23 protein-coding genes are annotated in these 19,803 nt (G+C 70.5%); 12 read left to right on the top strand and 11 right to left on the bottom strand.

What is annotated here, in order from left to right:
- The first annotated feature begins 2 nt into the window (after positions 1-2).
- The 4 genes from FVP77_RS08700 (at position 3) to FVP77_RS16810 (ending at position 3,334) form a co-directional block, all read left to right on the top strand.
- Complete coding sequence (locus FVP77_RS08700; RefSeq protein ID WP_147894114.1) at positions 3-1,034, top strand: acyl-CoA dehydrogenase family protein; 1,032 nt, start codon at positions 3-5, stop codon at positions 1,032-1,034.
- Positions 1,031-2,383 carry a PIG-L family deacetylase gene (locus tag FVP77_RS08705; RefSeq protein ID WP_187266855.1) on the top strand — a complete coding sequence of 451 codons (1,353 nt, stop codon included), beginning with the start codon at positions 1,031-1,033 and terminating at the stop codon, positions 2,381-2,383. The genes FVP77_RS08700 and FVP77_RS08705 overlap by 4 nt, the downstream gene beginning before the upstream one ends.
- On the top strand, positions 2,380-3,096 hold the full coding sequence (locus tag FVP77_RS08710; RefSeq protein WP_246134027.1) for a glycosyltransferase: 717 nt from the start codon (positions 2,380-2,382) through the stop codon (positions 3,094-3,096). Before FVP77_RS08705 ends, FVP77_RS08710 begins: the two co-directional genes overlap by 4 nt.
- Before the next feature lie 76 nt (positions 3,097-3,172).
- Complete coding sequence (locus tag FVP77_RS16810) at positions 3,173-3,334, top strand: hypothetical protein (RefSeq protein WP_187266856.1); 162 nt, start codon at positions 3,173-3,175, stop codon at positions 3,332-3,334.
- A 16-nt stretch (positions 3,335-3,350) separates the two neighbouring features.
- Here the strand turns inward: FVP77_RS16810 and FVP77_RS16815 are convergent, their stop codons facing one another.
- On the bottom strand, positions 3,351-3,947 hold the full coding sequence (locus FVP77_RS16815) for a hypothetical protein (RefSeq protein ID WP_187266857.1): 597 nt from the start codon (positions 3,945-3,947) through the stop codon (positions 3,351-3,353).
- 65 nt (positions 3,948-4,012) lie between these two features.
- On the opposite strand from FVP77_RS16815, the gene FVP77_RS08720 reads away from it, so the two are divergent.
- Entirely contained in the window at positions 4,013-4,627 is a 615-nt protein-coding gene (locus FVP77_RS08720; RefSeq protein WP_147894116.1) for a GyrI-like domain-containing protein, read from the top strand.
- Between the two features lie 119 nt (positions 4,628-4,746).
- Positions 4,747-6,129, top strand: coding sequence for an SPFH domain-containing protein (locus tag FVP77_RS08725; RefSeq protein ID WP_147894117.1), 1,383 nt, complete (start codon positions 4,747-4,749; stop codon positions 6,127-6,129).
- A gap of 141 nt (positions 6,130-6,270) precedes the next feature.
- On the opposite strand, the gene FVP77_RS08730 is transcribed toward FVP77_RS08725, so the two are convergent.
- Complete coding sequence (locus FVP77_RS08730) at positions 6,271-6,990, bottom strand: formylglycine-generating enzyme family protein (protein WP_147894118.1); 720 nt, start codon at positions 6,988-6,990, stop codon at positions 6,271-6,273.
- A gap of 63 nt (positions 6,991-7,053) precedes the next feature.
- Between FVP77_RS08730 and FVP77_RS08735 the strand changes: the two genes are divergently transcribed.
- Positions 7,054-7,404: a LysR family transcriptional regulator gene (locus FVP77_RS08735; protein ID WP_147894119.1), complete on the top strand. Its 351-nt coding sequence runs from the start codon at positions 7,054-7,056 to the stop codon at positions 7,402-7,404.
- 28 nt (positions 7,405-7,432) lie between these two features.
- Here FVP77_RS08735 and FVP77_RS08740 read toward each other — a convergent pair whose 3' ends face one another.
- Together FVP77_RS08740 and FVP77_RS08745 are read right to left on the bottom strand one after the other, a co-directional pair.
- Positions 7,433-9,082 (bottom strand): ABC-F family ATP-binding cassette domain-containing protein, encoded by a 1,650-nt coding sequence (locus tag FVP77_RS08740; protein ID WP_147894120.1) that lies wholly within the window; start codon positions 9,080-9,082, stop codon positions 7,433-7,435.
- 33 nt (positions 9,083-9,115) lie between these two features.
- Positions 9,116-9,895 carry an alpha/beta fold hydrolase gene (locus FVP77_RS08745; RefSeq protein WP_147894121.1) on the bottom strand — a complete coding sequence of 260 codons (780 nt, stop codon included), beginning with the start codon at positions 9,893-9,895 and terminating at the stop codon, positions 9,116-9,118.
- 230 nt (positions 9,896-10,125) lie between these two features.
- On the opposite strand from FVP77_RS08745, the gene FVP77_RS08750 reads away from it, so the two are divergent.
- Positions 10,126-10,779, top strand: coding sequence for a histidine phosphatase family protein (locus tag FVP77_RS08750; protein ID WP_147894504.1), 654 nt, complete (start codon positions 10,126-10,128; stop codon positions 10,777-10,779).
- 22 nt (positions 10,780-10,801) lie between these two features.
- Here the strand turns inward: FVP77_RS08750 and FVP77_RS08755 are convergent, their stop codons facing one another.
- Positions 10,802-11,224 (bottom strand): DUF2000 domain-containing protein, encoded by a 423-nt coding sequence (locus FVP77_RS08755; RefSeq protein WP_147894122.1) that lies wholly within the window; start codon positions 11,222-11,224, stop codon positions 10,802-10,804.
- A 49-nt stretch (positions 11,225-11,273) separates the two neighbouring features.
- Here FVP77_RS08755 and FVP77_RS08760 point away from each other — a divergent pair, with 49 nt between their 5' ends.
- Entirely contained in the window at positions 11,274-12,062 is a 789-nt protein-coding gene (locus FVP77_RS08760; protein WP_246134028.1) for an AraC family transcriptional regulator, read from the top strand.
- Positions 12,063-12,200: 138 nt separating this feature from the next.
- Here the strand turns inward: FVP77_RS08760 and FVP77_RS08765 are convergent, their stop codons facing one another.
- The 3 genes from FVP77_RS08765 to FVP77_RS08775 all read right to left on the bottom strand — a co-directional run bounded on the left by FVP77_RS08765 (position 12,201) and on the right by FVP77_RS08775 (position 14,421).
- Positions 12,201-12,506 carry a hypothetical protein gene (locus tag FVP77_RS08765; protein ID WP_147894123.1) on the bottom strand — a complete coding sequence of 102 codons (306 nt, stop codon included), beginning with the start codon at positions 12,504-12,506 and terminating at the stop codon, positions 12,201-12,203.
- Between the two features lie 30 nt (positions 12,507-12,536).
- Entirely contained in the window at positions 12,537-13,610 is a 1,074-nt protein-coding gene (gene ychF, locus FVP77_RS08770) for a redox-regulated ATPase YchF (RefSeq protein WP_147894124.1), read from the bottom strand.
- Between the two features lie 61 nt (positions 13,611-13,671).
- Positions 13,672-14,421, bottom strand: a complete 750-nt coding sequence (locus FVP77_RS08775) for a class I SAM-dependent methyltransferase (RefSeq protein WP_147894125.1) — start codon at positions 14,419-14,421, stop codon at positions 13,672-13,674.
- Between the two features lie 164 nt (positions 14,422-14,585).
- Between FVP77_RS08775 and FVP77_RS08780 the strand changes: the two genes are divergently transcribed.
- Positions 14,586-15,191, top strand: a complete 606-nt coding sequence (locus FVP77_RS08780) for an exonuclease domain-containing protein (RefSeq protein WP_147894126.1) — start codon at positions 14,586-14,588, stop codon at positions 15,189-15,191.
- A gap of 33 nt (positions 15,192-15,224) precedes the next feature.
- Positions 15,225-16,505, top strand: a complete 1,281-nt coding sequence (locus FVP77_RS08785; protein WP_147894127.1) for a DNA recombination protein RmuC — start codon at positions 15,225-15,227, stop codon at positions 16,503-16,505.
- Between the two features lie 22 nt (positions 16,506-16,527).
- Here FVP77_RS08785 and FVP77_RS08790 read toward each other — a convergent pair whose 3' ends face one another.
- Positions 16,528-16,779, bottom strand: coding sequence for a UDP-N-acetylmuramyl pentapeptide phosphotransferase (locus FVP77_RS08790; protein ID WP_116646774.1), 252 nt, complete (start codon positions 16,777-16,779; stop codon positions 16,528-16,530).
- A 150-nt stretch (positions 16,780-16,929) separates the two neighbouring features.
- Positions 16,930-17,919 carry a class II fructose-bisphosphatase gene (gene glpX, locus FVP77_RS08795; protein WP_147894128.1) on the bottom strand — a complete coding sequence of 330 codons (990 nt, stop codon included), beginning with the start codon at positions 17,917-17,919 and terminating at the stop codon, positions 16,930-16,932.
- A gap of 186 nt (positions 17,920-18,105) precedes the next feature.
- Between glpX and fbaA the strand changes: the two genes are divergently transcribed.
- Positions 18,106-19,137: a class II fructose-bisphosphate aldolase gene (gene fbaA, locus FVP77_RS08800; protein WP_147894129.1), complete on the top strand. Its 1,032-nt coding sequence runs from the start codon at positions 18,106-18,108 to the stop codon at positions 19,135-19,137.
- Positions 19,138-19,233: 96 nt separating this feature from the next.
- On the opposite strand, the gene FVP77_RS08805 is transcribed toward fbaA, so the two are convergent.
- Positions 19,234-19,782, bottom strand: coding sequence for an MOSC domain-containing protein (locus FVP77_RS08805; RefSeq protein WP_147894130.1), 549 nt, complete (start codon positions 19,780-19,782; stop codon positions 19,234-19,236).
- Positions 19,783-19,803: the final 21 nt, after the last annotated feature.

Raw genomic sequence — 19,803 nt, forward strand, 5'->3', positions numbered from 1 at the left:
ACATGGACGATGTCGATGTGACCCTCGGCCTCGAGGGCTCATCGGATCTCGCGGCGACGATCTCGCGGTCGGCGCGCGCGGTCGACCGCTTCGGCCTCGACGTCGGCGCGACCCTCGCGTGGGTGAGGTCGGTGGGAGCCGACGTCGCGTCGGCGCCGCACGCCGCGGGCTGGGAGTCGCTGGCCGCCACGGCGGCGGTCGACGTCGCGGGAGCGCGGATGCTGGAGCCCCACGTCGATGCGCTGCAGATCCTCGAGCAGGCCGCCCGTGTCGACGCCGTGAGCGCTGAGGCGGCTGCGGGCCCGGACGCGACGTGGGGGGTCTTCGCCGCCGAGGGGAAGGACGTCTCGGTGCGAGCCCGGGAGCGCGAGGGGCGGTGGATCCTCTCGGGGACGAAACCGTGGTGCTCCCTGGCGACGCACCTGAGCCACGCCCTCGTGACGGCCTGGACGGCACCGGACGAGCGTCGGCTCTTCGCCGTCGACCTCCGCTCGCCCGGCGTGCACCCGCACGCGGGCCCCTGGGTCTCACGGGGCCTCGCGCAGGTCGTGAGCGCGCCCGTCGACTTCGACGACGCGGTCGCGACGCCGATCGGCGACGACGGCTGGTACCTCCGACGACCCGGGTTCGCCTGGGGCGGCATCGGAGTGGCCGCCGTCTGGTGGGGCGCCTCCCTCCCCGTGGTCGGCGCCCTGGCGCGCGCGGCAGCGCGCGAGGGAGCCGACCAACTCGCCGCGGCCTACGCCGGGGAGGCGGATGCCGCGTCGTGGGCGGCCCGCGCGGTGCTCGCCGACGCGGCCGGACGCGCCGCCCGCGGGATCGACGCGCCGGCGGTGCTCGCCCACCGCGTCCGCGCCACCGTCGCCGAGACCGCGGAACGCATCGCCTCCCTCGCGGAGCAGGCGCTCGGACCCGGCCCGCTCACGACCGACGAACCGTTCGCGCGCCGGATCGCCGACCTGCGCATCTACCTGCGACAGCATCACGGTCGGCGCGACCTGGCCGGACTCGGCCGGAAGGTCAGCTCATCGTGAGCGCCGGCTTCGACCATCGCGACCCCGGGACGCTCGAGCAGACATGGGCGGATGCTGCGCCCTGGCGCGCCGCTCCCCCGCTGCACCTCGACGTGGACGCTGTCGTCGTCCTCGCCGCGCACCCCGATGACGAAACGCTCGGCGCTGGCGGCCTGGTCGCACGGTGCCACGCCGTGGGTGTCCCGGTCACGGTGGTCATCGTCACCGACGGCGGCGCGTCGCATCCGCTTCTCGGAGATGATCGCGACCTCCGTCGCGAGCGCCGGCGCGAGGCGGTCGACGCCGTCGCCGATCTCGCCCCGTCGGCGGGGCTCGTGTTCCTCGGGTTCGACGACGGGCGCGTCGACGAGCAGCGGGCGGAGATCGCGGCGCGCGTGAACGCCGTGCTGGCGGGCGTGGCCGACCGCCCCGTGCTCGTAGCCGCCCCCTGGTGGGGCGACGGCCATCGCGATCACCGAGTGCTCGGCGAGATCGCCCTCGAGCTGGGTGCGCCCTCCGTCGAGGTCGTGGGCTATCCGATCTGGCTCTGGCACTGGGCGACGCCCGACGCCGTCGAGACGTCCGGCTGGCAGGTGCTGCAGCTGACGGATGCGGAACGGGCCGCGAAATCGGGGGCCATCGCCCGTCACCGCACGCAGGTCGAACCGCTGTCGCCGCTTCCCGGCGGCGAGGCGATCGTGCACGACGGTATGCGCGCGCACTTCCTCCGCGCCGAGGAGGTGTACATCGCCGCCCCGATCACGGCCGGAGCCAGCGCCGACATCGCCGCGTTCGACGACTTCTTCCGCCGGCACGACGATCCCTGGGGGTTCGAGACGCGCTGGTACGAAGCGCGTAAGCGCGCGGTGCTGCTGGCGGCGCTCCCCCGCGCATCGTTCGCGACCGCGCTCGAACTCGGGTGCGCGAACGGCGTTCTGACCGCCGAGCTCGCGGGCCGGTGCGACGACCTCCTCGCCGTCGATGCCTCGGAGCCCGCGGTGCGCGCCGCGTCGGACCGCACCCGAGACCTCGCGAATGTGCGCGTCGAGCAGCGCGTACTGCCCGGCGCGTGGCCCGCCGGCCGATTCGACCTCGTCGTGCTGTCGGAGCTCGCGTACTACCTGGGCGCCGATGACCGAGACCTTCTGGCACGAAGCATCCGCGGGTCGCTCACCGACGACGCCGTGGTCGTCGCGTGTCACTGGCGCCGTCGTATCGACGACGCGGCGACGATCGGAGACCGCGTGCACCTCGAGCTGTCGCGTTCGCTCGGCCTGCACCGTATCGCGCGCCACGAGGAGGCGGACTTCGTGCTCGAGGTCTACGCGACCGCACCGGGGTCGGTCGCCGAGCGGGAAGGACTGGCGTGACGCCCGGCCACGACATCGCCGCGATCGCCGTGATCATCCCGGCGCACGACGAGGAGGAGCTGCTCGACGCGTGCTTGCGCGCGGTCGCCGCCGCCGTCCGGTCGGTGCGCCGCCTGCCCGTCGCCGTCTTCCTCGTGCTCGACGCGTGCACCGACCTGTCGGCAGTGATCGCCGGAGGGCACGACGTCACCACCGTCGTGATCGAGGAGGGGAAGGTCGGCGCGGCCCGCGCCGCGGGTGCCGCGGCGGCGAGCGCCTTCTTCTCCGATGTCGCGCCCGAACGCGTGTGGACGGCGCACACCGACGCCGATTCCGTCGTACCGCCGCATTGGCTGTCGCACCAGCTCGACCTCGCTGCGGCCGGTGCCGACGTCGTCGTCGGAACCGTCCACCCCGACCTGCGGGATCTCGACGACCGCCAGCGTCGCGCGTGGCTCTCGACCTACGAGATCGGCGTCGCCAACGGCGCCGTGCACGGCGCCAACCTCGGCATCCGCTCGTCGACGCTTGCCGCCGCAGGCGGCTTCGCGCCCGTGCCCGAGCACGAGGACGTCATGATCGTGGATCGAGCACGCCTCCTCGGCGCGAAGATCGTCGCCTCGGCACAGGCGAACGTCATCACCAGCGGGAGATCGGAGGGACGGACGCCCGGCGGATACGCGAGATACCTCCGTGAAGACCTCGTCCCTCTCGCCGCATCCGCCGACGGCTGACGCGGATGTGTCAAGGGCGTGCGCGCCGGGGGCCCCGGGCGTAACGTTCGAGACCTCATACCCCGAGGAGGCGGCCATGACCGACCACAAGCACCCCGAAGACGCAGCCAAGCGCGAGACGACCGACGAGGGCGAATACACCGACGTCGAGACGACCGAAGGCCGCGACACGCACAAAGACGACGTGACCCCCGGCGAGTACACCGACACCGACCTCGGCGACGCGACGAGCCGCTAGAACACGGCCCGCGCCCTCAGCCGAAGATGCCCGAGACGATCTCCGACAGCAGGGCGCGGCCGTTGCGGTTGACGGTGGCGTAATAGATCCAGACGTCGTCGCGCGCGACGATCGCCTCCTCCGTGTCGCTGCCGTCTCCCGGCAGCAGGCAGTACTGCGCGCCGAAGTCCTCCGCCGCTTGGCACGTGTATCCCTCCGACGCGAGGCCGGGAAGCGCGGCGGTAACGTTCGCGGCGGGCGCGGTGCTGATGAGCAGCAGCACCCCCGCCCCTTCACCGACGATCCAGTCGCAGCCGAGAGCGAGCGTCGCCCCCTCGGGCGCGGGCCGGGTGAATCCCTCGCCGTTGCTCTGCAACGTCATATCGCCGACCGTCTCGGCGCGCGTGGACGCGGTCCCGAGCTGGGTGCAGTCGGTGGGCAGCGTCTCGGGCGCAGTCGTGGGGGTCGGCGTGGGTGTGGGAGTGGGAGTGGGCGTCGGTGTCGGTGAGGCTGACGTCGCCGACGGCGAGGTCGTGGGGCTTCCGCTCGGGTCGGCGCCGCTGGCGCACCCGGCGAGGATCAGGGCGGTCGCCGCGACGGCGACGCTGAGGGCGATGACGCGACGACGGATCATGCGGCCACTCTAGGGGTGCGACCGGGTGCGGCGTTAGCCTCGAATCCGCGACCCGGGAGCCCGCCATGACGCCGAAGATCGACCTCAAGACCGAGATCGACGCCTACCGTGCCCCGCGCGACCGTTTCCGCATCGTCGATGTGCCCGATCTGACCTACCTCATGATCGACGGGAGCGGCGACCCGAACACCTCCCCCGTGTTCGCATCCGCGGTCGCCGCGCTCTACCCGCTCGCTTACGCGCTGAAGTTCGCCAGCAAACGCGAACTCGACCGCGACTACGTCGTCATGCCGCTCGAGGGACTGTGGTGGGCCGACGACATGGATGCTTTCACCACCTCCCGCGACAAATCCCGATGGGACTGGACGCTTCTCATGGTGGTGCCGCCGTGGATCGACGACGACGCGGTGGCGCGCGCACGCGACGCGGTCGGCCGGAGATCCCCGCCGGAGCGCCTGGACGAGGTGCGGCTCGAGTCGCTCTGCGAGCGGCGCTGCGTGCAGACCCTCCACGTGGGATCCTTCGATTCCGAAGGTCCGCTGCTGCAACGGATGCACGAGGAGTTCCTTCCCGCCCACGGTCTCCGACTCGCCGGCCGGCATCACGAGATCTACCTGTCCGATGCCCGCCGGGTCGCGCCCGGGAAACGGCGGACGATCCTGCGCCAGCCCGTGAGGTGACGGCGGCGGCGCCACGTCGGCGGTCGCCCTCGATTGACGTCGTGTCATAGGCGACGGATAGATTGGAGGTGGCCGGCATACCGCCGCGTCGACTATCGACGCACGACGGAAGAGACCCCATGGAAATCGCAGGAATCGGCATTCTGGTTCTGATCGCAGTCGGGGTGGCCTTCGTCGCCCTGATCCTCATCGCCCTCCTGGTCCGCGCGTGGTACCGCGTGGCGAAGGCCGACGAGGCCCTCGTCATCGTCGGTAAGCGTCAGCGCAGCACCGACGGCGTGACGTCGTCGCGCATCACGGTCATCACCGGTGGCGGCGCGATCGTCAACCCGCTCACCCAGCGCGCCGAGATGATCTCGCTGCGCGCGCGCCAGATCAAGATGGAGCCCACCGCGCAGTCGTCGACCGGTGTCACGGTCAACGTCAGCGGCGTAGCCCTGGTGAAGATCGGCTCCGACCCGGAGTCGGTGCGCCGGGCGGCCGAGCGCTTCGCCTCCCAGGACAAGGCCATCGAGCAGTTCACCACCGAGCAGCTCGAGGGCGCGCTGCGCGGCGTGGTCGCCACGCTGACGGTCGAAGAGCTCATGCGCGATCGGCAGCGTCTGTCGGACCAGATCGCCGAGGGCATCAAGCAAGACCTGTCGTCGCAGGGTCTGATCCTCGACTCGTTCCAGATCCAGGGCATCACCGACCTCAACGGCTACATCGCGGCCCTCGGTGCGACCGAGGTCGAGCGCGTGAAGCGCGAGGCCGAGGTCGCCCGCATCAACGCCGTGCGCGAGATCCGGGCCCGCCAGATCGCGACCGACGAGGCGAACCTCATCGAGCAGACCGCGCTCGACAAGAACAACGCCGCCGCCAAGGCGGAGGTCGGCCGTGCGAACGCCGAGGCCGAGCAGGCCGAGGCCCTCGCCCGTGCCGAACGGCAGCAGGCGGTGCTCGTCCAGGAGGCGCAGAACACCCAGGCACGCCTCGAGTCCGAGGTCAGCCGCGTCGCCGACGCCGACCTCTACCAGCGCAAGCAGGAGGCCGACGCCGAGGCCTACGCCCAGGTCAAGGCGGCCGAGGCCCGCGCGCAGATCGCGGCGCAGGAGGCGACGGCCGTGCGCCTGAAGGCGGAAGCCGACGCCGACGCCCTCCGTCTGACCGGTGAGGCTCGAGCCGCGGCGATCAGCGCCGAGGCCGAGGCGCTCTCACTGAACCAGCAGGCGCTCCTCGCGCAGCGGGCGCTCGAGACGCTCGTGCCGATGATGACCGAGTTCGCCAAGGGCTACGACAAGGTCGGCTCGATCACCGTGCTCGGCGGCGAAGGCGCCAGCGGGCACCTCGCGACCGAGTCGGCGACGGGGCTCCGCGCGTCGTTCGACGCGGTCCGTGCCGCGACCGGCATCGATCTCACCGCCATCATCCAGGGCCGAGCGGTGGGCGAGGCGTTCGCCGATGCATCCGCCCGTCGTCCGGGCGAAGCGCCGCAAGCGGCGACGGCGCCGGCCGAGGCCTGAGAGCAGCGAGGCCCGGAAGTCGGGCAACCCTCACTGCCCAGGAGGGGGCGTCCTTTGAGAAGGGGCAGTGAGGGTTGTCCAACTCGGAATACTCTAGTGTCTTGTCCCCCATATGGGGGACACGGCTGGCTGTGAGATTCGTTAGCGCGACTCTCCGGCCGCCGCCCGCTCGGCGTCCAGCGCCGCCGACCAGCCCTGCGCTGCATCCGTACCGTCGAATCCACCCCTCGCGAGACGGAACCCGACGTCGTCCTGGCCGTTGCGAGGATGCCCTCCGCGTCGCGTCGAGGCCCGCACCGTCCAGGCATCGTCGGCGAACCCACCGCCTCTGAACACCCGGTACTCGCCGTAACGAGCGGGATCGAGCAGGTCCCAGCACCACTCCCACGCGTTGCCCAGCGTGTCGAAGAGCCCGTTGAGGTTCGGATGCTTCGCCCCTACGTCTTGCGGAGACGTCACACCATCCGCACTCGTCCACGCGACCTCGCGCAGCGGGCCGTACTGCGAGCCCGTCGAACCCGCGCGGCAGGCGAACTCCCATTCGGCCTCCGTCGGCAACCGGAATCCGTCGGAATCGACATGCCAGGTGACATCTTCGCCGTCGAACGAATAGGCGGGATCGAGACCCTCCCACTCGGACGCGGCATTGCAGAACCTGATCGCGCGCAACCAGCTCACCCCCGTCGCGGGCCGACGCGGGTCGGGCGAAGGGGCGCTGATGATCTCGGAGAGCTGCTCCTGGGTGACGGGATAGACGCCCATCTCGAACGGTTCGAGTTCCACCGTCCACCGTCGCTCGAGGCGGGCGCCGTACAGGACGACCGCGCCTCCCCCGATCCGCGCCATCTCGATGTCCGCCACCTCGGCAGTCTGTCACGGGGCCGGCGGGTCGGGGCGGGGCGGTCGCCAGGCTAGATTCGAGAGGTGAGCCGTCTCAAGTCCCTCGTGCGGTTCGTCGCCGCCGCAGAAGAGCTGCACTTCCCGCGTGCCGCGGAATCGCTCGGCATCTCGCTCCCCGCGCTCTACTCGGCGATCCAGAAGCTCGAGAACGAGATCGGACACCCGCTGTTCACCCGGGCGGGCGGGAAGACCACGCTCACGCCCGCCGGCGAGCTGTTCCTCGATGAAGCACGCCGCCAGATCGCGGAGACCCCCGTGTCGTCGGGCAACACGCCCGCCCCCGCGGGCGGGAAGGCGAAGGCCTCGAAGGGAACGGGGCGTGCCCCGGTGGTCAAGGGGCAGCCGAAGCCGTTCAAGAAGCGCCAGGGGCGCTGACGAGGTCAGCCCCCGATGACCCGCGGCCTCACGCCTCGGTGACCCGACCGGCGTCGACGCGCCAGTGCCGGTCCGTCTGCACCGCGTCGAGCATGCGCCTGTCGTGCGTGACCAGCAGCAGGGTTCCCTCGTACGACTCCAGTGCCTGCTCGAGCTGCTCGATCGCCGGCAGGTCGAGATGGTTCGTCGGCTCGTCGAGCACCAGCACGTTCACACCGCGAGCCTGCAGCAGCGCCAGCCCCGCTCGCGTGCGCTCGCCCGGCGACAGCTCGTCGACCGGGCGGTTCACATGGTCGGCCTTCAGCCCGAACTTCGCCAGAAGCGTGCGGACGTCGGCCGAGCCCATGTCGGGCACGAACGCCTCGAACGCCGTGGCGAGAGGCTCGGCCCCGGCGAGGAGCGACCGTGCCTGGTCGATCTCCCCGATGCGCACGTTCGCGCCGAGGCTCGCCGTTCCGTCGGTGGGCTCCTGACGTCCGAGCAGCGCCCTGAGCAGCGTCGACTTACCGGCGCCGTTGGGCCCCGTGATGCCGATCCGCTCCCCCGCGTTGACCTGCAGCGACACCGGACCGAGCGTGAACGAGCCCTGTGTGAACACGGCGGAACCCAGCGTCGACACCACCGAGCTCGAACGCGGCGCCGCACCGATCGTGAACTCGAGCTGCCATTCCTTCCGCGGCTCCTCGACCTCATCGAGGCGGGCGATGCGACTCTCCATCTGGCGCACCTTCTGCGCCTGCTTCTCGCTGGATTCCGTCGCGGCCTTCCGCCGGATCTTGTCGTTGTCGGGCGCCTTCTTCATCGCGTTGCGCACGCCCTGACTCGACCACTCGCGCTGGGTGCGCGCGCGAGCGACCAGGTCGGCCTTCTTGTCGGCGAACTCGTCGTACTTCTCGCGCGCGTGACGGCGCACCGTCGCGCGCTCCTCGAGGTAGGCGTCGTAGCCGCCTCCGAACACGCGGTTCGACCCCTGCGCGAGGTCGAGTTCGAGCACCCGTGTGACGCACCGCGCGAGGAACTCGCGGTCGTGACTCACGAGCGCCACGCCGCCCCGCAGCCCGCGCACGAACGCCTCGAGCCGCTCCAGTCCATCGAGGTCGAGATCATTCGTGGGCTCGTCGAGCAGCGCGATGTCGAAGCGCGACAGCAGCAGGGCCGCGAGTCCGACCCGGGCCGCCTGCCCGCCCGACAGCGACGTCATCTCGGTCTCGCTCGCGAGATCGAGGCCGAGGTCGGCGAGCACGGCCGGGATCCGCTCGTCCAGGTCGGCCGCGCCGCTCGCCAGCCACCGCTCCAGCGCCGCCGAGTAGACGTCGGCCGGGTCGGCACCGTCGGCGGGCGACGGATCGGCGAGCGCGGCGGCCGCAGCATCCATCTCCGCCGTCGCCCGCGTGCACCCGGTGCGGCGTCCGACGTACTGTGCGACGGTCTCGCCGGGGATGCGTTCGTGCTCCTGCGGCAGCCAACCGACGAAGGCGTCGGTCGGCGCGAGCGTGATGGTGCCGGCCTGCGGTTCGTCCACTCCGGCGAGCAGGCGCAGCAGTGTGGACTTGCCCGCGCCGTTCGCGCCGACCACTCCCACCACGTCGCCGGGCGCGATCGTGAGGTCGAGCGAGTCGAAGAGCGTGCGGTGGCCGTGGCCGCCGGCCACACCGCGAGCCACGAGTGTCGCGGTCATCTTGTGTCCTGTCGTCTGAGTCGGAGGGGCGGGTCAATCCCAGCCGAGGTAGTCCTCGATCTCGGCGCCGATCTCGCCCGGGTGCGTGATCACGGCGAGGTAGCCGCCGCCATCGATGCTCGCGAGGCTCGCCCGCGTCGGGGCCGTCGCGCGCAGCTTCTCCGCGGTCTCGGGAAGGTCGATGCGGTCGTGCGTGCCCTGGATGATGTTCACCGGGATGCGGTCGGCGAGCGGCTCCCACTCCTCGGCGGGGGTCGCCGCCCGTGCGGCCGCCTGCAGTGCGCGCGCATCGTCGTCGCGCAGGCGCGAGAAGACGTTCCACGCGAAGCCCGCGTCGACCGCGTCGCCCGCGAGAACGCGAATGGCGTCGCCCGCCTCGTTTGCCGTCGCTGCGGCGAAGGCGGAATCGAGAGCGGCGGATGCTTCGGCCGAGACGGGCCCGGATCCCTCCACGCCGAGCAGCACGAGACCCTCGACGCGGTCGGCGTGGTCGCGGGCGATGACGCGGGCGAGCGTGCTGCCGAAGCCGTGGCCGCCGATCCAGGCCTGACCGATGCCCAGGTGGTCGAGCACGTCGACGACGTCCTGGCCAAGGTCGTGGAGAGTGACCGACGCGGTGTCGGCCGGCTGCGCACGAACCCCGATGCGAAGGATGCGGAAGCCCTCCTCTTCGAGCACGTGAGCGAGCGTGCCGAGCGAGGCGATGCTGAGACCCTGACCGGGCAGGAGCACGAGCAGGTGCCCTTCGCCCTCGTCGACGAAGGGGATGGAACGGCCGTCGGGTTCGAAGGTCTGCGGGGCGCTGATCGTCATGCTTCTATTCTCCCCGACGGCCGGGGGCGGTTACGGACGCCGGGCACCGGGTCTGCTCCCCCCTTGCGACCAGAACGCAGGATGGATGCTGCGCTGCCCCGTCCGGCGCCCGAGAACATGCGGATCTTGCCACCGCGGCGCACCTTTCGTCCTGAGTTGTGGCCGGGCGGGTGAGAGCACCCGCCCGGCGGCGCCGTTCCCGGCCCGGCGGACAGTACGGTTGCGGTGTGATCACCAACGACCCGCTGCCCGACAGGCCCGCACCCGACAACCCCTCGGGCAAGCTCGTCCTCCTCCGCCACGGCGAGACCGAGTGGTCCAAGAGCGGCAAGCACACCGGGCTCACCGACATCCCCCTCACCCCTCGCGGTGAGGACCTCGCCCGCGGCGCGGGGAGGCTGGTGTCCGGGTACGACTTCTCGCTCGTCCTCACTTCGCCGCTCGAACGCGCGCGACGCACGGCCGAGCTCGCCGGCCTCCAGCCCGAGGTCGATCCGCTGCTCGTCGAGTGGGACTACGGCGGGTACGAGGGCCGCACGACCCGTGAGATCCGCGAAGAGCTCGGCTACAACTGGAGCGCCTTCACCCACGGCGTGATCCGCGGCGAGACACCGGGCGAGACCGTGGAGGAGGTCGCCGGTCGCGCGTCACGCGTGCTGACGCGGGTGCTGCCGGCGATGGTCGAGGGAGATGTCGCACTCGTCGCGCACGGCCACTTCCTCCGCATCCTGACCGCCGTTTTCCTGCGCATGGCACCGCGTTTCGGAGCGCAGATCACTCTGGATGCCGGGTCGGTGTCGGTTCTGAGCTTCTACCGCGAGCAGCCCGCCATCATGTCGTGGAACTACGGACTCGAACTGCCCCTGGAGCCCTCGGAGTCCTGACCTCCGCCCCGCCGCCCGGCCCTCACCGGTGGCGGGGAACGCCCTTGAGGATGCGATCCACGGCGTTCTTCGGCCCGTGGACGGCCACACCCACGAGGTCGAGGTCGACACCGGCGGATTCCGCGACGACCTCACGGTTCGCCGCGTCGTGGGTCGTCCCGAACATCCGCCGGTCGTAGACCGACACCCGCAGCCCACGCGCGACGGCTCTCGCCCTCACGCCCTGCAACACGTCCCCGTCCCCTTCCATAACGATCACGGGCTGCCCGAAGATCGCCAGATACTCGGTGCCATCCGCATCGAGATACGGTTCTCCGAGCAGGTCGGCATCAGCGGCCACGCCGCTCGCGAGGAACGCGGCCACGTTGACGCTCTGCCATGGCTCGAGATCGTCGCGGAGGATCAGGGCGATGCGGGTGGGAAAACGCACGGGTTCGTCGGTCATGTCTCCACGATCCGACAACGGGGTGGACCGCGTCTTGTACGTTTCTCGCATGGCGGAGCGCACACAGATGCACGCGTGGCGATCCGACGTGCCCGGGGTGAGGGAAGTCCTCCACGCCCGCATGACGACCCACGCCTATCCGTTGCACGCCCACGCGGACTGGGCGCTCATGCTGGTCGACGAGGGGGCGGTGGTCTACACCCTGGGCGGCCGATCGCATATCGCCGACAACACCGCGGCGACGCTGCTTCCCCCGGGGGTGGCTCACGACGGACAGGCTGCTCCCGGCGCGGCCGGCTTCGTCAAGCGCGTGGCGTATCTCGATGACTCGTGGGTCTCGCGGTCCGGAATCGGTGCCATCGTCGACCGACCCACTCGGGCCGATCTCCTCACCGGCACACGGCGCGCCCACCGGGCGTTGGCCACCCCGGGCGAAGGGCTCGCCGCGGAGCAGGCCCTGATCGAACTCTCGGATGCTGTGGCCTCACGCGCCGACGACACCGATCGGTCGCTTCGCGACCATCGCCTTGCCCGCAGTCTCCGCGACCTTCTCGAGTCACGACTTCCCGGCTCCGTGTCGCTCGCAGAGGCCGGCCAGCTGCTGAGCAGCCATCCGAGTCACCTCTCGAGGTCGTTCGCGGCGGCCTTCGGCCTGCCGCCCCATCGCTACGTCACCGGAAGACGTGTCGACCTCGCACGCCAACTCTTCATCAGCGGACACCGCCCCTCGAGCGCAGCGGCTGAGGCGGGATTCCACGACCAAGCACACCTCACGAGGCACTTTCTGAAAGTCCTGGGCGTCACTCCTGCCCGGTTCCGTTCGTCCCTCGCGCGCTGACCTACGGCACGGCCTGTGCTGGGGAACGCGCAGCACCGTGACCGCCGCTCGCCCCAGCGTCAGCAGGCAGACGGCGATGATCGCCCGAAGCTACATACCCGGTTGGCATCAGACCGTCCGGCTCGCGCTGCGCGGGCCTCAGGGTCGTCTCGGCGAATGCCACCACGAATGCACGCGCGACGTGAAGTCGAGCGCAGACAAGAGTGATTCCGGAGAGAGCCCATAGTCGCGTCGGAGCTTCTCCGTCAGCGACCGGCTCAGTTCTTCCGAGGTCATGCCGCTCGATAGCCAGACGCGCATCGGGTTCACCAGGTCGTCGTACTCTTCGTCGTCGTCGGGCCGGTTGTTCTCATCCTCGTACACCCCGAGTACGTCCCAGGTGTAGAAGATGTCGGCCAGCGCGAGAGACGTCGCATCGAACCGGTCGCGGAGGCGTGGGCGCATCGTTGCTCCTTCGTCGCACCGACCGCCCGGTCAGTTGTTGAAGCGGAACTCCACGACGTCGCCGTCCTGCATGACGTAGTCCTTGCCCTCGAGACGGGCCTTGCCCTTCGCGCGGGCCTCGGCGACGGAGCCGAGCTCGAGGAGGTCGGCGAACGAGATGACCTCGGCCTTGATGAAGCCCTTCTCGAAGTCGGTGTGGATGACACCGGCCGCCTGCGGGGCCTTCGAGCCCTGCGGGATCGTCCACGCGCGCGCTTCTTTCGGGCCCGCCGTCAGGTAGGTCTGCAGTCCGAGGGTGGCGAAGCCGATGCGGGCGAGCTGGTCGAGGCCCGATTCGTCCTGGCCGGTCGAGGCGAGCAGTTCGGCTGCGTCCTCGGGGTCGAGGTCGATCAGTTCCGACTCGATCTTCGCGTCGAGGAAGACGGCCTGGGCCGGAGCGACGAGGGCTGCGAGCTCGGCCTTGCGCGCAGCATCCGTCAGCACCGCCTCGTCGACGTTGAAGACGAAGATGAAGGGCTTGGCGGTCAAGAGACCCAGTTCGCGGATCGGCGCGAGATCGATCGTCGTGGCGGAGAGCACCTCACCGCGCTGAAGCGCATCGCGCGCGGCCGTGGCGGATTCGAGCACGACGGGGTCGAGCTTCTTGCCGCGAACCTCCTTCTCGTACCGGGTGATGGCCTTCTCGAGCGTCTGGAGGTCGGCGAGCTGCAGCTCGGCGTTGATCGTCTCCATGTCGTTCTGCGGGTTGACCGCTCCGTCGACGTGCACGACGTCGCCGTCGGCGAACCCGCGCACGACCTGGGCGATCGCGTCGGCCTCACGGATGTTCGCGAGGAACTGGTTGCCCAGCCCCTCCCCCTCGCTCGCACCGCGCACGATCCCGGCGATGTCGACGAACGACACGGCGGCGGGCACGGTGCGCTCGCTCGAGAAGACCTCGGCGAGCTGGTCGAGCCGCGGGTCGGGGAGGTTCACCACGCCGACGTTCGGCTCGATCGTGGCGAACGGATAGTTCGCCGCGAGAACCGTGCTCTTCGTCAGAGCGTTGAACAGGGTGGACTTGCCCACATTGGGCAGTCCGACGATCGCGATGGTAAGAGCCACGGGCACCAAGTCTAGGCGCGCGGATGCTGCACCCCTCGCCCCGTGCGTCGCGAGCGGCTCGTCAGGGCCGCCGGAAGCGGAACGCCTCCGTCGTATACGGAAGGTCGACCACCGCGTCGTCCGTCGCGCCGATGTCATCGAACAGCTCGCCGAGTTGCGCGGTCATCCGGGCGCGCGTGGCGTCGTCGACCGTCGCCGAGTAGCTGCGCGAACGCGCCATGGCGAACAGCGTCTCGCGCGTCATGGGTCGGCTCCAGGTCCATCGGCGATGCTCGTACCCGCCGAAGGGCGGGCCGACGGGCGGCGTGCCCTGAGCGAGCATCAGCTCGGCGTTGCTCGGCGTCATCACCTCGGTCATGCGGCGCACCCAGTCGACGTTCTCGTCGCGGAGGTTCCACACCAGCCCGAGCACTCCGCCCGGCCCCAGAACGCGTGCGACCTCGGTCGAGGCAGCCTCTGGGTCGACCCAGTGCCACGCCTGCGCGACGAGGACGGCGTCGAGCGAGCCATCGGGCAGCGGAAGCTCCTCGGCCGTGCCGACGTGGGTGGGCACGCCGGGCACGTGGGCGCGCAGCGTGTCGAGCATCCGGGCGTCGGGGTCGACCGCGACGACCTCCGCGCCCGCCTCCACCGCCACACGGGTGAGCTTGCCCGTGCCCGCACCGACGTCGGCCACCCGCGGCGTGTGTCCGGGCCGGCGGACGGGGTCCAGCATCCACTCGACCGCCTCGAGCGGGTAGTCGGGGCGACCGGCCTCGTAGGCGGCGGCTTCGGCCCCGAACGATCTCGACATCTCCGTGCGATCGGCCATGCATCGACCCTACGACCGACACAACCCCTGCAGAACGGACGGCCCGGGCCGCATGTCGCCCGCCGAACCACCGCTCCCGTGAAAGGCTGCGGCGTTCCGCCGGAGTTGTGTCGGCAGCGGCGCGCCTCCCCCGGGTGCCCACTCCGGCATCGGACGCTGGATGCGTGCCCCTGGACTTCACCGCGATCGACTTCGAGACGGCGAACTCCAGCAGTGCGTCCGCATGCTCCGTGGGACTCACCCGAGTGCGCGACGGAAAGGTCGTCGCGACCGCAGGGTGGCTGATCAAGCCCCCGCCGGGCCACGACGAGTTCCTCGACTTCCACATCGGCATCCACGGCATCCGTCCGGAGCACTGCGCCGATGCCCTCGGCTGGTCCGACCAGCTCACCCGGCTGGCCGCGTTCGCCGGGGCCGACGTGCTCGTCGCGCACAACGCCGGTTTCGACATGGCCGTCCTGCGCCGGGCGTGCGAGGCGACGGGCGACGAGTGCCCGCCCTACCGCTACCTCTGCAGCCTGCAGCTGGCGCGCAAGACGTACGAGCTCCCGTCGTACCGGCTGCCGTTCGTCGCCGCGGAGGCGGGCTTCAGCGAGTTCGACCATCACGATGCCGTCGCCGACTCGCTCGCCTGCGCGCACATCATCATCGATGCGGCGCGGCGTGCCGGCGTGAACGACATCGCCGATCTCGCGCAGTCCGCGGGCGTGCGCCTGGGCCGGATCGCCGTCACCGAGCCACCCGTTTCGGCGCTCGCCGCCGTGGCGTGACGCGATGTCGGAGGGCTGCGGCATCCTGACGACATGGACGCACCTGTTCTCCTCCTGACTCTGGTCGCATGCGTCGCCCTCGGCCTCGCCGCCGGGTTCGTCGTCGGCACCAGCCGGGCGAACGCGCGTTCGGTGCGCGATCAGGCGGATGCTGCGGCCCGGCTCGCCGCGGCCGAAGCGGCCAGGGTCGGCGTGCAGGCGCAGCTCGACCACCAGCAGCTGCTCTACCGCGAACTCGCGGGCCAGGCACGCGCCGACCAGGCCGCGCGCGAGGAACGCGAGCGCCGCGAGCAGACGGTGCTTCGGGCGCTCGCACCCGTGCGCGACTCTCTCGAGACGATGCAGCGCAAGGTCGAAGACCTCGAGCGCGAGCGCGGGGTGCAGTTCGGATCGCTGAGCGAGCAGCTGCGGCGCTCGCACGAATCCGACGAGGCATTGCGCTCGACCACCGAGGCGCTCGCGTCGGCCATGCGCTCGAGCAGCACCCGCGGCGTGTGGGGCGAGACCCAGCTCCGCCGCGTCGTCGAGGCGGCGGGCCTCATGCGATACGTCGACTTCGACACGCAGGCGACGATCTCGACGGTCGCCGGCACGGGGCGCCCCGACATGATCGTGCGGCTTCCCGGCGACAAGACGCTCGCGATCGATGCGAAGGTGCCGTTCGACGCCTACCTCGAAGCGAGCGCGATCCCCTTCACCGCCCAGGGAGAGGAAGCCGCGCGACGCGAGTCGTTGCTCGACCGCCACGCCCGGGCCGTGCGGGCGCACGTCGACGCCCTCGCGAAGAAGAGCTACTGGTCGGGCCTCGAGTCGAGTCCCGAGTTCGTGGTGTGCTTCATCCCGAGCGAGTCTCTCCTGTCGGCGGCGCTCGAGCACGATCCGGCGCTGCTCGACTACGCCTTCGGCAAGCGGGTCGCGCTGGCGTCGCCGGTGAACCTCTGGGCCGTACTCAAGACCGTGGCCTACACGTGGACGCAGCAGGACGTCTCACAGGAGGCACGGCAGCTGTTCGCGCTCGGCACCGAGCTGTACGAGCGCATCGGCACCCTCGCCGGGCATGCCGACGACCTCCGCCGCGCCATCGAGCGCACGGTCGACTCGTACAACAAGTTCGCGGGGTCGCTCGAGAGCCGTGTGCTCGTCAGTGCGCGCAAATTCCCCGGTATCGACGACACGCGGCTCGAAGCGGCCTCGACCCCTCCTGTGATCGACCGCAGCACGCGTCGGTGGACCGCACCGGAGCTGCTCGACGGCCTCGACGACGCGCCACCGTCGGCCATCGCCGACCTCGGCAACGTTCGCGAGCGGCTCTAGCGAGCGCTCATCGCGCGATCGATCAGCCCGCGCCGCCCGGCACGAAGCTCAGCAGCGAGATGACGGCGCCGGAGACGATCACGAACGCGCCGATCATCCACCAGACGCTGGGCTCGTGGCCCTCTTCTCGACGCACACGGAACAGCACGTCGGGGCGACGCGCGGGGTCGATCGGAGCGGCGACGGCCGCGGCTGCGGCGGCGTGCGCCACGGCGTCGGCGACGACCGCCTGGGCGCCGGTCTGCGGTGCGGACTGGCTCGACTGAGCGGACATGTCCACTCCCCTCACGTCTGTGATCACGGAAGCATCGCCGTTGACACCGAGGTCAATTTTGCCACGCATCACCTGAACGAGTCGTCACGACTCGGTCACGACGGCGGGTCCGCGCGTCACTTCCGCGCGCGGGCGGTCACCAGCGAAGGATCACAGCCACTTCGACGTGAGGTGTTCCGAGGAGATCCACCGGAGGGTTCCCGACGCTCCGCGCAGCACCACGCTCTCCGTATAGAGGAAGTCGCCCTCGCGCCGCACGCCTCCGACGAGCTGCCCGTCGGTGACACCGGTGGCCACGAAGATCGTGTTCTTCCCCCGCACGAGGTCATCGGCCTCGTACACGTAGTCGTCGAACTTCAAGCCGGCGTCGGCACCCTTCTGACGCTCGACGTCGTCGCGCGGACGCAGTCGACCTTGGATGTGCCCGCCGAGGGCTTTGATCGCGCACGCCGTCACGATGCCCTCCGGGCTCCCCCCGATCCCGACGCACATGTCGGTGCGTGCGTTGTGACGAGCCGCGTTGATGCCGCCCGCGACGTCGCCGTCGCTCATCAGCCGTGTTCCGGCTCCGGCCTCGCGGATCTCCTGGATCAGCTGCTCGTGACGCGGGCGGTTCAGCACCGACACCACCATCTCTTCGACGGGCTTGCCGAGCGCCTTCGACAGGAGTCGGATGTTCTCGCCGATCGGCAGTCGGATGTCGACGACGCCGACGCCCTCCGGACCGGTGACGAGCTTGTCCATGTAGAACACCGTCGAGGCGTCGAGCATGCTGCCGGCATCGGAGACGGCGATGACCGAGAGCGCGTTCTGGCGACCGGCGGCGGTGAGGGTCGTCCCGTCGATCGGGTCGACGGCGACGTCGCACTGCGGTCCACGGCCGCTGCCGACCTTCTCGCCGTTGTAGAGCATGGGGGCGTTGTCCTTCTCGCCCTCGCCGATCACGATCGTGCCGTCGAAATCGACGGTCGTGAAGAACGCCCGCATGGCGTCGACGGCGGCGCCGTCAGCGGCTTCCTTGTCGCCGCGACCGACGAACGGAACGGCGCGGATCGCGGCCGCCTCCGTCGCCCGAACGAGCTCGAGTGCGAGGTTGCGGTCGGGATGCAGCGGGCTCATGTCCGCGGTAAGGCTCACCATGCGGTCAGCCTACGCGGCGCGATCACGCCGATCCGCGGATTTCAGGCGAACAGAACCCGAAGGAATCGCGATTCTTAACCGCACAGCATCCGGCGTCGATCTGTTCGTCTCGAAGACCTCCCGGTGCGCTCCGGCCCGCTTCGGTAGGCTGAGCGAAGACCCCTGTCTAACCCAAGGAGCACGACTATGCCCGTCGCCACACCCGAGCAGTACGCCGACATGCTGGACCGCGCCAAGGCCGGCGGCTTCGCGTACCCGGCCATCAACGTGTCGAGCTCGCAGACCATCAACTCTGTTCTCCAGGGCCTCACCGAGGCAGGCTCCGACGGCATCCTCCAGGTGACCACCGGCGGTGCCGACTACTTCGCCGGGCAGAGCGTCAAGGCTCGCGCCACCGGAGCGCTCGCATTCGCGAAGTTCGCGACCGAGGTCGCCAAGAACTACCCCATCACGGTCGCGCTCCACACCGACCACTGCCCGAAAGACGCCCTTCCCGGCTTCGTGCTCCCCCTCATCGAGGCGTCCGAAGAAGAGGTGCGCGCGGGCCGCAACCCGATCTTCCAGTCCCACATGTGGGATGGCTCGGCCGTGCCCCTCGACGAGAACATCCAGATCGCGAAAGACCTGCTCCCGCGCCTGAAGAACATCAACGCCATCCTCGAGATCGAGGTCGGGGTCGTCGGCGGTGAAGAAGACGGCGTTCAGCACGAGGGCTCGAACGAGGCTCTGTACACGACCGTCGCCGACGTGACCAAGGCCGTCGAGGCCCTCGGTCTCGGCGACCAGGGCCGCTACATCTCGGCCCTGACCTTCGGCAACGTGCACGGCGTGTACAAGCCCGGCGGCGTGAAGCTGCGTCCTGAGCTGCTCGGCGAGATCCAGGCCGGCATCGCGGAGCGGTTCGGCACCGGCCCGAAGCCCCTCGACCTCGTCTTCCACGGCGGCAGCGGCTCGACCGACGAAGAGATCGCCCTGGCGGTGGCGAACGGTGTCATCAAGATGAACATCGACACCGACACGCAGTACGCCTTCACGCGCTCGATCGCGGGCTACATGTTCTCGAACTACGAGGGCGTGCTGAAGCTCGACGGCGAGGTCGGCAACAAGAAGCTGTACGACCCGCGCGCGTGGGGCAAGGTCGCGGAGTCGGCCATGGCCGTCCGCGTCGTCGAGGCGACCAAGCAGCTCGGCTCGCACGGCAAGTCCCTCGCCGCCTGATCCGACCCGCAGCATCCGCGAGACCCGTTCTCCGCGGCGAGACCCCGACACTCTGCGGGTTTCCGTCGCGAGGGACGGGTCTCGCGGTCGTTTCGCTCAGGCGCCGCGGTAGCCGTCGAGAAGGGCCGGTGCGCCATCCGGTGCCGCGACGACGACGATCTCGTCACCGGCACGGATGCTGCCCGCCCGCCGCACGCGGAGGTACGGCCCCAGCCGGCGCTCGGCGTCGAAGCGCTTCACCCACCCGCGCGCGGCGCTGCCGCCCACCCACCGGGCGAACGTCGCGCACGGCGTGCGCGGCATCGTCACCTCCACCTCGAGCCGGTCGCCGATGCGCCAGATCTCGCCGATGCGTGCCGCGTTGACGTCCAGACCCTCGACGCGCAGGTTCTCACCGAACCACCCGGGCGGCAGTGCCCTGCCCAGTTCGCCCTCCCAGAACTCGGCGTCCTCCTGCGCGTAGGCGTAGAGCGCCTTGTCATGACCGCCGTGGTGCTTCCGGCTCGCCTGCACGTCGCCGCGCACGCCGAACGGCCCGACCTTAACCGCACCCTCGAGCGGGCGCTTGTCGATCGCGGTCACGCCGAGCGACCCCGAATCGGGACGCAGCTGGTGCACGGCGCAGACGGCGAGGAGTCGGGGCATCGCACGATCCTACGACCCGAT

Source organism: Microbacterium hatanonis, from assembly GCF_008017415.1.
GTDB classification, from domain to species: domain Bacteria; phylum Actinomycetota; class Actinomycetes; order Actinomycetales; family Microbacteriaceae; genus Microbacterium; species Microbacterium hatanonis.